The sequence below is a fragment of the Sphaerochaeta sp. genome (genome assembly GCF_050256055.1).
Classification (GTDB): domain Bacteria; phylum Spirochaetota; class Spirochaetia; order Sphaerochaetales; family Sphaerochaetaceae; genus Sphaerochaeta.
The window spans coordinates 61,141-72,412 of record NZ_JBFWIJ010000014.1 but is presented as its reverse complement, the minus strand read 5'-3'; the positions used below and the strand labels follow the sequence as shown (position 1 = coordinate 72,412).

The window sequence follows — 11,272 nt, the reverse complement described above, 5'->3', positions numbered from 1 at the left end:
ATTCCCATCGCAACCAACCAATGCAATTGCCCCAACAAGCAGCAGAACTGCCATAACTTTGTTCCTCATTTTCTTCTCCTTTTGTGGTATTTTGCTCTTTTAGTATTTTATAGATGCCTGAGGAATACAAGGTTATGACCTAAGTTGGAAAAGAAAAACCTTCGGAGAAATATCCGAAGGCTTTTCCGAGAGTATCGTTGGTTGTACCGGTTACTTGAACCTGTTCAGGCGCAGTGCATTGGCAACGACCGTAACACTGGACATCGACATGGCAAACGCCGCAAACATGGGACTGAGTTGAGGTCCTCCGAAAAGGGTGAACAACCCGGTTGCCAGAGGAATGCCCAGAATGTTGTAGAAGAATGCCCAGAACAAATTCTGGTAGATGTTGCGCATGGTAGCCTTCGAAAGCCTGAACGCCTTGGTGACATCGGTGAGATTGTTCCTTACCAAGACCACATCGGCCGTTTCGCGCGCTACATCCGTGGCGCTTCCCACTGCAATGCCGATATCGGCACGGGCGAGGGCGGGGGCATCGTTGATGCCGTCGCCTACCATGGCTACCTTGCCCTGTTTGGCCAACTCAGAAACCGCCTGTTCCTTCTGCTGGGGAAGTTGTTCAGCCAGATAGGAATCCAAACCGGCCTGCTTGGCGATCGCCTTTGCGGTCCGTTCGTTGTCACCGGTGAGCATGATCGTCTTGATGCCGAGGCTCTTCAATTCGGCAAGTGCCTGCGTCGTCTCCTTGCGCAGCGTATCCGCTACCGCAATGATACCCAACAGCTGCCCATCCTTCGCCACCAGAAGCGGTGTCTTTCCCTCATCGCTGAACCGTTCGAGATCGGCTTTCGTCTGCTTGTCAAGGGATATCTTCGCTTCTTCCATCAACAGAGGATTTCCGATTCTGATCAACGAATGCTGTACCTTCGCCTGGATTCCCCTGCCTACCAAGGCCTCGAATTCGTCAGCCTCAAGCAACGTGCTTCCTGCTTCCTTCGCCCGAGCAACCACTGCACGGGAAAGCGGATGTTCACTGTTCTGTTCAACACTGGCGGCAAGGCTCATCAGCAATGCAGGATCATCAGAGAGGATGTCGGTCACATTCGGCTTGCCTTCGGTAAGGGTGCCGGTCTTGTCGAAGATCACCGTCTTGACTTGACGAAGTTGTTCGATGGCAGCGGCATGCCTGAATAGGATCCCCAGTTTGGCTCCTTTGCCCGAAGACACCATGATGGCAATCGGGGTGGCAAGACCCAATGCACACGGGCAGGCGATGACCAGGACACTTACCGCTCTGAGCAGGGAAATGTCAAAAGACGTCCCCCCGACCATCCATGCGATGAACGTAAGCACTGCAATACCCATGACGATCGGGACGAAAATACCTGAGATCGTATCGGCGATCCGTGCGATCGGGGCCTTCGAACCCTGGGCTTCCTGCACCAAGGTGATGATGTTTGCCAGAGCGGTATCCGAGCCGACCTTGCTGGCACGATACTGCAACGTACCGGTGGTGTTGAGCGTTGCTGCGAACACCTCACTGCCCATGGCTTTCTCCACCGGCAGACTTTCTCCGGTCAGAAGCGATTCATCAACAGCGGAATTGCCGCCAAGCACAACACCGTCCACCGGAAGTTTCTCCCCCGGTTTTACCAAGAGAATGTCTCCCACTACTACCTGGGAAGCATCGATGACCACCTGCTCGCCGTCTCTGAGCACCGTAGCAGTGGCAGGTGCAAGCTCCATGAGCTTACGGATAGCCTCTCCGGTCCGCCCTTTTGAACGGTTCTCCAGATAACGGCCGAGCATGACCAACGTCAGGATCGTTCCGACTCCTTCGAAATAGAGATGATGCGCCGCCTCATGATTACCCCCGATCAGTTGGATGACACCCCAAAGGCTGTAGAGGTAGGATGCGGTGGTGCCCAGCGCCACCAGGCTATCCATATTCGGTTCACGTTTGAAGAGGGTCGTATACCCCTTGGTGAAGAAAATCGATCCGGCAAAGATTGAAAGCGTCGCCAGGACCAATTGGGTCAGGGCGCTCGTCAAAGGAGAGAGGGGAAGGACGAGGCCAAGCATCGGCCCCATGGCCAACACCAGGAGCCCTACGGCAAGGACGACCAGTGCAATCAGGCGATGGCCGAGATTGGACAATTCCTTCTGCTTTTCCGCTTCCTTGGCTTGGTAATCCACCGTATCGAGTACTGAGTACCCGATACGTTTGACCGCCAGCTTTATCTTGTCAAGGTCAAGATTCGTCTCATCAAATGCAATGGTTGCTGTTTCCGTAGCCAGATTGACCTGGGCAGTATCCACACCCTCCAACTTGTTGAGTGTCCGCTCAACAGCGGAAGAGCAGGAGGCGCAGGTCATTCCGCCGATTCCTACTCGTATCTGTTTCATGTCAACACCTCATATCCAATTTCGGCGATCAAGCGTTTTGCTTCGTCGACCGTCTCTTCCTTGGCGTGCTTGATCACGACCTTTCCGCTCTTTGCATCAGCCTTGGCAGTCTTGATATCCTCAATCTGCGTCAGCGCATTGACCATTCTATTCTCACATCCGCTGCAGTGCATTCCCTGCGTCATAATGATTGTTTTCATAGCTCGTTATCTCCTCTTCCCCCCTTGGGGAATTTTTTTGACTTTCCTCTAGACATACCACTCTTTTTCCGCTACTATCGCTCATGTACTCAAAACGCGGGCGGTTAACTCAGCGGGAGAGTGCCACGTTGACATCGTGGAAGTCGCCAGTTCAATCCTGGCATCGCCCATAGGCAAGCAACCAATTTGGTTGCTTGTTTTTTTATTGCCTGCGGAACGTAGCCATCACATCCATCAGCTCCTTCACCTTCTGATCACGCTCTGCATCCTCGTTGCTGCGCATTGCGTCCACTACACAGGTATTCAGATGGTTTTCCATAACCATATCCTCCACCTTTTTCAGTGCAGAGATGACCGCCGACAGTTGCAGAAGGATATCCACACAGTACCGATCACTCTGCACCATGTTCCGAATTCCTTTCACCTGACCCTCGATCCTGGCAAGCCTTGGGTCGAGTTTTTCTTTTACTTCCGCTTTCATGTTTTCTTTATATACCCCCGTAGGGTATATGTCAAGAGGGTTGCAAAGGCTTCAAATCTTGATATGCATACCTGAATAGGCAATCTTGAGTGCTAGCAAGAAATAATACCCCCTCAGGGTACCGAATTTTTCCTACCATATGTGCTTGGACTTTTTTTCCTGCTGTTGTGCGCTGTCTCGTCTAGATATGTCTGTTTACTAAGGAAGAAAATAGGACATAAAATCTTTTACAGAAAAAAAATACCTACAGAAACACTTGTGAATCCACTCATTCCTTCCTATACTTTTCATAACATACCAACAAAGGAGCATGCCCATGGCAGGAAGATTTGTCATTACCAAGACACCGAAAGGCTTCTACCGGTTTAGTTTGCAGGCAGCCAACTACCAAACGGTGCTGACCAGCAAGAACTATGCAACGCTTGCTACTTGCAGGGATGGGGTCGAGACAATCAAGAAAAATGCCCAAGCCCCCATTGAGGACCAAACGGTGAAGAATCCCCAGGTACTCAAATTCCCGAAATATGAGGTATATCTCGATAGTGCAGGCCAATTCCGTTATCGGCTTTTGGCTTCCAATGCCATGAACATCGCCTTGTCCGAGGATGGCTATGCAACCAAGGCAGGATGTCTGAACGGTATCGATGCCATCAGCCGAGCGGCTCTCGATGCAAGTGTGGACGAAAGCGCACTGGAATCCTAGGAATTATCGGCAAACCCTTCTTTTCTTCAGGAGGGTTTGCCACAACCTTGCAATTTCCCGTTATTCTTTCCATAATGCCTAGCTGTACATGAAACACCGAGTAACTATCTATCTATTGATTGGCCTTTTGGTCGTTATGCTTGCCGCCTCGTGCAGCAAGGCACCGGTTGAACCGCAGGCTGAATCCTTCCTGATGTTGGGAACCGTCTGCAAGATAACCATCTACGACAACCCGAATGAGGAAGCGTTCACCGCTGCATTCTCCCGTCTCCGTGAGATTGAGCAGAAAATGAGCCTGCACATCGAGACCAGCGAATTGTCTGAGATCAACCGAAATGCAGGCATCAAGCCGGTGAAGGTTTCAGCCGACACATACGCCGTCATCAAGAAAGCCTTGGAAATCGCTAAGCTGAGCAACGGGGCATTCGATCCGACAATCGGTCCCTTGGTGGAAGCATGGGATATCGGGGGGGACAATCCTCGACGCCCGAGCGATGAGGAGTTGGCAAATCTGCTGCCGTTGATCGGGTATGACCGGGTGATCACCGACGATGCGAACCAGAGTGTCATGCTCAAGGACAAGGGGATGATCCTGGATCTCGGGGGGATAGCCAAAGGGTATGCCGCCGATCAGGCTGCTGCCGTATTGAAAGAGCATCATGTCCAGAAGGCAATCGTCAACCTCGGCGGCAATGTCTTGACCCTGGGGCGGAAACCCGATGGGACGCTGTGGCGCATCGGTGTGCAGGATCCCGACCTCGAGCGGGGGGATTATGCCATCATTGTTCAATTGGACGATACCAGTCTGGTCACCTCCGGTCCCTATGAACGATTTTTCGTACTCGATGGCATCACCTATCATCATATCCTCGATACCAAAACAGGCTATCCGGTGCAGTCGGACCTGACCAGCGCAAGCATCATCACCAAAAGCTCATTCCTTGCTGATGCCCTTTCCACCAGCGTGTATGCGCTCGGGTACGAGAAGGGCATGGAAATGATCGACAAGCTTGAAGGTGTGGAGGCGATTTTCTTCACCAAGGACAAGAAGATTCTTTTGAGTAATGGAGTGAAGCAGGGTAAGGTGCCCTATACCATCAGTAATGAGGAATATTCACTCGCCCAATAGGGGTGCAGAACTTGAGGGAAGCTTGCTCCGGTGCCTAGAATACAGGTATGCATACTACCATTCGTACCAAGTTGTGCCTTCTGTTGTTGCTTCTCGGATCACTGCTGTACGCCGGCTCGGACTATACCACCTATGATCGGGGTATCGGAGCTCAGGCGGGAAGACTTTCCGGAACCGGACTAAGCTATCATCTTCGTCTGAATGACGTCAGTGCGTTTCAGACGACCTTGGGGCTCTTCTATGAGAGTGATGAATTCTATCTCAGCCTTGATTATGCATTGGGTGTCGAGTATCAGCACACTTTTTACTCCGATTCCTACGCCGACTGGTTTGCCGCCGACCTGTATTGGTTTGCCGGCTTGAATCACAGCGGTTCCATGTACCTTGCCGATTCATCTGAGTATTCAACCGATTTCACTCCATCCTTCTCCTTCGGGGGAGGGTTCGGGGTTGAGCCAATTCTGTTCGGCCATTTCTCCCTTCCCGTCTCGTTCGGATATGGGTTGTTCTACACCCCTTCCTCAGCTGCCTTGTATCGCCAGGTATCGGTTTCCTTCCTTGCGCAGATCGGTGCACGCTATCGTTTCTGAGGGCATTTTTGCACCAATGTTCCAGTTTTTTGATATCTTGTTAAAAAATTCATCATATCGGTAATAGACTCTTGAATAATTTCTGATATTGGTAGTTAATTAGGGTAAAAAATACGGATTAAGTAGATTTTTCCAATTGGAGGATATCATGATTGGTACAAATCAGGAAATTTCCTATATTGTACGTGAACCGCACCAGAAGAATGTGGAACTTGCCAAACAGCTGTTCTCAATGAAGCAAGCGCAATGTTCCCGCCGTTTCCATCGGCAGATCCCCGGCTACCGGATGAGTCCGTTGCAAGGGCTTCCCAACCTGGCTTCCATGTTCAAGGTGGGCGGCATCTGGACCAAGGACGAGTCCAGCCGGTTGCAGCTGAACAGCTTCAAGGTGCTCGGCGGTTCGTTCGCGCTCTACCGCTATCTGCAGAAACAACTGGGCATTCTTGGTGAGGATACCCCGTTTTCCTATCTTGCCAGTCAGGAAGTGAAGGACAAAGTGGGGGACATCACCTTCGCAAGTGCCACCGACGGCAATCATGGCAGGGGAATTGCCTGGGCTGCGAAACGGCTGGGATTCAAATGCGTGATCTACGTGCATTCGGAGACTTCGATCCGTCGTATCGATGCGATCAAGAGCAACGGGGCCAAGGTTGTCGTCGTGGACGGGAACTATGATGACGCGGTACGCCAGGTTGCCATAGATGCCCAGAAGAACGGGTGGACCATCATCAGCGACACCAGCTGGGACAACTATACCGAGATTCCCACTTGGATCATGCAAGGCTATCTCACGTTGTTGACCGAAGCGCAGGAACAGTTCAGTGGGGTGGGAATCGTCAAACCGACCCATGTGTTCGTACAGGCTGGTGTCGGTGCATTGGCGGCCTCGGTCATTGGGTTCTATCATGCCCTGTTCGGACAGGACGGTCCGAAGTGCATCGTGGTGGAACCGGATAAAGCTCCGTGCATCTACGAAAGCGCGCTTGCCAACGACGGCACCCCCCATTCGGTTACCGGAGCCTTGGATACCATCATGGCCGGTCTCGCCTGCGGCGATCCCAGCCCGATCGCCTGGCAGATCCTCAATGAGGATGCCGATGCATTCCTCAAGGTCCCCGATTATATTGCAGCCAAGGGTATGCGTATGTATGCCACTCCGCTCAACGGCGACCCGTTCATCATCAGTGGTGAAAGCGGTGCGGTGACCCTCGGAGCCTTCGCCTCGATCATGCAGTACCCTGAGCTCAAGGAGTTGAAGGACGCACTTGGTCTGGACCAGGACAGCCAGGTGTTGTTCATCAACACCGAGGGCAACACCGATCCTGTGCATTTCCGTCAGATCATCTGGGAAGGGGCGAACCCGGTTCCCAAGCAGTATTGGATCAACGTGTAACCAAAACATAAAGCCATGCAAGAAAATGAGAGCCGTCGGATTCCGACGGCTCTCGCACATTCCTGCTGATCGTTTGTATGATCAGTCTTCCTCGTAGAGCAAGTCAAGCGACTGTTGCTTCGGGGGGAAGAGGACTGAGAAAATATAGAACGCAACCAGACTCACCAAAATAGCGGGTATGATGTTGTTTACCTTTGGGATGGGGGGAACGATTTTTCGGTCCATCAGGAAGAACAGTATGCTTCCGATGAGGATCGAGGAAACCGAACCGGCACTGGAAGACTTCTTCCAGAAGTGCCCCATTACATATGGAACAAAGGTTCCTGCCGCCCTGAGGGTGAACGAGAACGCAAGCAGCGTGAGGATATTGTTTGCTGCGATGGCGGTGACCAAGCTGAACAATGATACTACGACCATGGCGATCTTGGTAACCATCATGACTTCCTTGTCCTTCGCACCCTTGCGGATGAAGATCTTGTACAAGTCGTTACTGAAGATCGAACCGGCGCCAAGCAGGTCGCTGTCCGCAGAGCTCATCGTTGCGCTGATGATACCGGCGAACAGAATACCGGTGACCACAGCGGGCATGGTGGCGACTGCCAAGGCAGGGAGTGCATAGCGTGAATTGTTCTTCAATGCATCAATGACATTGGCATCAAGCAGGTTCTGGTTGAACAGGCTGAGCATGGCAAGACCCAGGATAACCGGAACAAAGGCGAAGGTGAAGTTTACGATTGCAGCAAGGATGGACCCTTGGATGGCTGCTTTTCCGTCACGAGCGGCATAGTAGCGGGAAACCGCTTCCTGCCCGACGGAGAAGGTAGCGACATACATGATTACGAATCCTGCGATCTGTCCCCAACCACCGATACCCTTTGTGAGGCTCAGGTGTTCTGCGGGGACGGTCTGCTTGATCGTGGCCCATCCTCCTGCCAGGTTCAAGGCGAACGGGATGGCGATGCACATGCCGATCACAATGAGGAATACCTGGATGAAGTCGGTCAGGGTGACCGACCAAAGTCCGCCCATGACTGCATACACGGTGATGACCACCGTAACAATGATCAGGCTGGTGGTGTAGTCGAGGCCCAGCATGACTTCGAGAATGGAAGCAGAGGCTTTGAACTGACCTGCGGTCAAACCGATGAGTGCCATCAGCATGACGATCGCACTGAATCCGCCGGAGAACTTGTCATACCGTCTTCTGAAATACTCAGGAACGGTTTTGACCTTGGTTGCCCGGAATTTCGGAGCAAGCGGGATCAGGATCATGAAGGCGAGTCCCATGGCAATGATGTACCATGAGGCACTCATACCCCAGGAACCATAGGCGTTTGCGACCACACCGAGGGAACTGCCTCCTCCGATTTCCGTCGCTGCAAGGGTTCCTGCCATCAAAAGCGGACCCAACCTTCTCCCTGCCACCATGAAGTCGGTGTTGGAATTTATCTTCTTCGAAGAATAGAATCCAATCGCCAACATCAGGAGCATGTACAACACAACAATGAGGGTAATAGTAACATTCATTGTTTCTCTCTCCTTATACCTAGAGATTTCGTATGGGAAAGTATTGAGATGGAAATCAAAAATTGTCAAGAAAATAATAAATCTGGCGAAAAACGCCAGATTTATTGCTCAAAAGCATAAATTTAATACGTTTTATTGTAAAATACTAAAATATTACAACAAATATGTATACATGTATGATATTTATACAATTAATGCATACATGTCTAGAAAGAATACAACACGCCTACCGTTGAGGTAACCAGTCCTACCAAGGGCAGCAGCGGGTTGTACACGATGCCTCCATCAAAGTTGGTATCTCCTTCCACAAATCCGTAAGCGATCAAGGGAATATTCAGATTCAAGAACAATCCGGTATTCTTGTTCGGTATCCAATACTCTCCTTTGAGTACCGGACCTGCAAAGCCGATGACAACCGGGCCGAAGTTGGTGAACGCCGTGGTCCCGATCCCCACCTTCAAGTCAAAATTATCACTTAGGGCAAATGCCTGGCTGACATCAGCATTGAATGTGTAGATATCGAAGAACTTATCTTTCGAATCAGTCTGTGCAGCGATATACGTGATCCCCAGCGGGTAGTTTATCCCTGCCTGTACGTACATCGAACCGAGGCCGATATCGGCAATTACACCGGTACTGGTAAAGCCGATCTGGGCTCCGACGGCAATGCTTTTATCACGTGCAGAAAGGGTGGTAAGAACGCCGGCCGAAAGCAACAAGGCAATAATGAGCACTTTCATAGTTTGTTTCATGGTTCTGCTCCTCTGTATCTCCATGGTCTCACATAGAAGAAACAAACACCAGTGCAAAGGGTGACAAAACAGGATGGTTGTCTAGTGATAATGAATCTGATTGGCCAAACGGATGATTTCGAAACGATCCTTGACTTCCAATTTGGAGTAGATGGTGCTGATATTGTTGCGTACCGTCTGCTCGGCAAGCTGCAAATGGTCTGCGATCTGCTGATTGTCATAACCGGTGGCTATCAGGCCGAAGATTTCCTTTTCCCGATCGGTCAGGGTGTCGAACCATTCGAAGCGGCTGGAGACCTCGGGAATCTTGGGGCTGGTCCCGTCATACATCGCGTTGATCAGTTTGGTTGCAATCTTCGGCGATATCTGCACCAAACCCGAAAGCAGCGCCCGGATCGCAGCGATCAACTCAGTAGGGGAGATGTCCTTGAGCAGATATCCTGAGGAACCGATGCGCAGCGCTTCCTTCACGTACTCGTCCTCATCATAGGTGGAGAGCATGACCACCTTGATCCTTCGATTCCGTTCCAGGATGCGTCTGGTTGCCTCCACCCCGTTGATATCCGGAAGATGAACATCCATGAGAATCACATCGGGATCTAGTTGCAACGCCATCTGAACGGCGCTGCCGCCATTTTTGGCGATGCCCACCACTTGAAAGTCATCAGTGTAATTCTCAAGACTCATCCTCAGGCTCTCCACAAAGAGCGGTTGGTCGTCAACCAACAGAATACGAATCATTGCTTTGCTCCTTCTGCAAGGGAATGGTCACCGTCAACTGGAAGCCCCCTTCCGGGGCGTTCTCCGCCCGAACCGTTCCTCCCAATCTGCTTATCCGCTCTTCCATACCGGCGAGACCTATTCCTTTGATGATCTTCTTCGCCCCGCTGCCGTTGTCCAGGATGATGACCTGCACTGATTCCCCAATGATCCAGAACAGCATGCGTACACGATTTGCATGCCCGTGGCGCAGGGCGTTGGTCAGACCTTCCTGGACAATCCGATAGAGAATCAGGTCCAATTCATCTCCGAATGAGGAAGGAAGGTTTCCCGCCTCTATCTCAACTTTCACCCCGGTGGTCCCTTCGAAGATCTTCTTGATCTTGTGGATTGCCCGCATACCGACCTCACGCTCTGCGTCACTTTTTCTGAGCAGATGCAACGCACGTCGGGTTTCGAGCAACCCTTCCTGGGCCTGGCTTCGGGCTGCGCTGCACAATTCAGTGGTTTTCTCGCTGTTGCGGCAACCGGTGGCGACCAAGGCGTCCATCATGGCGATGATGTTGGTGAACATGTACCCGCTGATATCGTGAATCTCGCGCGAAATCCGATAGCGCTCCTTTTTAGCAGCCTCCAGTTCCGCTGTCCGGGCATAGGATTGCAGGCTCTGGCTGAATACCGTCAGCTTGGTGATGGTGGTATCCAAGACAGCAATCTGCGCTTTGGCCTTATCCCCGAGGGCTTGGAAACGTGTGAGTGCGACCTGCATGTACCCGCATAGCAAAAGGAAGGCAAGAAAGGCAAGCGCTTCCTCGGCTTGCACGCCGCGGAGGGCGGGGTTGAGGTCGTTGGCGCCAAGGATGGGAGGCATGAACAACATCAAAAGGGAGAGCAGGCTGAAGGTGGGAGGAAAAAGCATCTGATAAGGCCACTGTATATGCAGCAAAAGACCTGCCTGCAAGGCAAGATACAAACAGAGCCGTATGGTAAGAAAATCGTTGAGCGAGTAGTCGAGTACCAATAGGGAGGTAAGTGCAAGAAAGCAGAGCAACAGAATGCCCAAAAGTGTCTGGCACCGGGTGAGCAGCAGGATGCACAGGCTGTAGAATGCAAAGAAAAAGAAAAATGTACGATAGAATTCGAACGGGCGGGAGCTCTCTGTCCCTTCCCATCCATAGGTTACCCAAAACAGAATTGAAGCGAGCAGCAAGAGAGCAAGAATGCACAGGACCAAGGCTTGTCTGAAGCTGAGGTGTATGGTGAATGCCTGCTCGTTTTCCATATCCTTGAGTATAGCATAGCCTTTCTTTTCGTCGGTACAAATGTACCAGATGAATTCGGTATTTTTGCAGGTTTCAGTATTTCTGTCAC

General features: G+C 51.4%; 11 protein-coding genes and 1 tRNA gene. 5 read left to right on the top strand and 7 right to left on the bottom strand.

Annotated features, from left to right (window positions below; genetic code table 11):
* Positions 1-210: 210 nt before the first annotated feature.
* Both AB7C91_RS07425 and AB7C91_RS07420 read right to left on the bottom strand, forming a co-directional pair.
* The gene (locus AB7C91_RS07425) at positions 211-2,406 is read right to left on the bottom strand and encodes a heavy metal translocating P-type ATPase (protein WP_428590259.1); all 2,196 of its coding nucleotides are present in this window, start codon (positions 2,404-2,406) and stop codon (positions 211-213) included.
* A complete protein-coding gene (locus AB7C91_RS07420) occupies positions 2,403-2,606 on the bottom strand; it encodes a heavy metal-associated domain-containing protein (RefSeq protein ID WP_332446746.1) in 204 nt (67 codons plus the stop codon). The genes AB7C91_RS07425 and AB7C91_RS07420 overlap by 4 nt, the downstream gene beginning before the upstream one ends.
* 98 nt (positions 2,607-2,704) lie before the next feature.
* Between AB7C91_RS07420 and AB7C91_RS07415 the strand changes: the two genes are divergently transcribed.
* Positions 2,705-2,776 (top strand) — tRNA-Val (locus tag AB7C91_RS07415).
* Between the two features lie 32 nt (positions 2,777-2,808).
* Here AB7C91_RS07415 and AB7C91_RS07410 read toward each other — a convergent pair.
* Entirely contained in the window at positions 2,809-3,087 is a 279-nt protein-coding gene (locus AB7C91_RS07410) for a metal-sensitive transcriptional regulator (RefSeq protein ID WP_332446747.1), read from the bottom strand.
* Positions 3,088-3,403: 316 nt separating this feature from the next.
* On the opposite strand from AB7C91_RS07410, the gene AB7C91_RS07405 reads away from it, so the two are divergent.
* From AB7C91_RS07405 to AB7C91_RS07390, 4 genes are all read left to right on the top strand, one after another.
* On the top strand, positions 3,404-3,790 hold the full coding sequence (locus AB7C91_RS07405; protein WP_332446748.1) for a YegP family protein: 387 nt from the start codon (positions 3,404-3,406) through the stop codon (positions 3,788-3,790).
* 88 nt (positions 3,791-3,878) lie between these two features.
* Entirely contained in the window at positions 3,879-4,919 is a 1,041-nt protein-coding gene (locus tag AB7C91_RS07400; RefSeq protein WP_332446749.1) for an FAD:protein FMN transferase, read from the top strand.
* 47 nt (positions 4,920-4,966) lie between these two features.
* The gene (locus tag AB7C91_RS07395; RefSeq protein ID WP_332446750.1) at positions 4,967-5,509 is read left to right on the top strand and encodes a hypothetical protein; all 543 of its coding nucleotides are present in this window, start codon (positions 4,967-4,969) and stop codon (positions 5,507-5,509) included.
* A 148-nt stretch (positions 5,510-5,657) separates the two neighbouring features.
* Positions 5,658-6,902: a diaminopropionate ammonia-lyase gene (locus AB7C91_RS07390; protein ID WP_332446751.1), complete on the top strand. Its 1,245-nt coding sequence runs from the start codon at positions 5,658-5,660 to the stop codon at positions 6,900-6,902.
* 81 nt (positions 6,903-6,983) lie between these two features.
* On the opposite strand, the gene AB7C91_RS07385 is transcribed toward AB7C91_RS07390, so the two are convergent.
* From AB7C91_RS07385 to AB7C91_RS07370, 4 genes are all read right to left on the bottom strand, one after another.
* Complete coding sequence (locus AB7C91_RS07385; RefSeq protein WP_332446752.1) at positions 6,984-8,429, bottom strand: sodium:solute symporter family protein; 1,446 nt, start codon at positions 8,427-8,429, stop codon at positions 6,984-6,986.
* Positions 8,430-8,635: 206 nt separating this feature from the next.
* On the bottom strand, positions 8,636-9,181 hold the full coding sequence (locus AB7C91_RS07380) for a hypothetical protein (protein WP_332446753.1): 546 nt from the start codon (positions 9,179-9,181) through the stop codon (positions 8,636-8,638).
* Between the two features lie 81 nt (positions 9,182-9,262).
* Positions 9,263-9,922, bottom strand: coding sequence for a response regulator transcription factor (locus AB7C91_RS07375; RefSeq protein WP_332446754.1), 660 nt, complete (start codon positions 9,920-9,922; stop codon positions 9,263-9,265).
* Positions 9,900-11,183 (bottom strand): sensor histidine kinase, encoded by a 1,284-nt coding sequence (locus AB7C91_RS07370; RefSeq protein ID WP_332446755.1) that lies wholly within the window; start codon positions 11,181-11,183, stop codon positions 9,900-9,902. Before AB7C91_RS07370 ends, AB7C91_RS07375 begins: the two co-directional genes overlap by 23 nt.
* Between the last annotated feature and the right edge of the window lie 89 nt (positions 11,184-11,272).

Bases quoted from the DNA above. Each gene is read 5' to 3' on its own strand.
- AB7C91_RS07425 (WP_428590259.1), bottom strand. From the start codon at position 2,406: ATGAAACAGATACGAGTAGGAATCGGCGGAATGACCTGCGCCTCCTGC.
- AB7C91_RS07420 (WP_332446746.1), bottom strand. From the start codon at position 2,606: ATGAAAACAATCATTATGACGCAGGGAATGCACTGCAGCGGATGTGAG.
- AB7C91_RS07410 (WP_332446747.1), bottom strand. From the start codon at position 3,087: ATGAAAGCGGAAGTAAAAGAAAAACTCGACCCAAGGCTTGCCAGGATC.
- AB7C91_RS07405 (WP_332446748.1), top strand. From the start codon at position 3,404: ATGGCAGGAAGATTTGTCATTACCAAGACACCGAAAGGCTTCTACCGG.
- AB7C91_RS07400 (WP_332446749.1), top strand. From the start codon at position 3,879: ATGAAACACCGAGTAACTATCTATCTATTGATTGGCCTTTTGGTCGTT.
- AB7C91_RS07395 (WP_332446750.1), top strand. From the start codon at position 4,967: ATGCATACTACCATTCGTACCAAGTTGTGCCTTCTGTTGTTGCTTCTC.
- AB7C91_RS07390 (WP_332446751.1), top strand. From the start codon at position 5,658: ATGATTGGTACAAATCAGGAAATTTCCTATATTGTACGTGAACCGCAC.
- AB7C91_RS07385 (WP_332446752.1), bottom strand. From the start codon at position 8,429: ATGAATGTTACTATTACCCTCATTGTTGTGTTGTACATGCTCCTGATG.
- AB7C91_RS07380 (WP_332446753.1), bottom strand. From the start codon at position 9,181: ATGAAACAAACTATGAAAGTGCTCATTATTGCCTTGTTGCTTTCGGCC.
- AB7C91_RS07375 (WP_332446754.1), bottom strand. From the start codon at position 9,922: ATGATTCGTATTCTGTTGGTTGACGACCAACCGCTCTTTGTGGAGAGC.
- AB7C91_RS07370 (WP_332446755.1), bottom strand. From the start codon at position 11,183: ATGGAAAACGAGCAGGCATTCACCATACACCTCAGCTTCAGACAAGCC.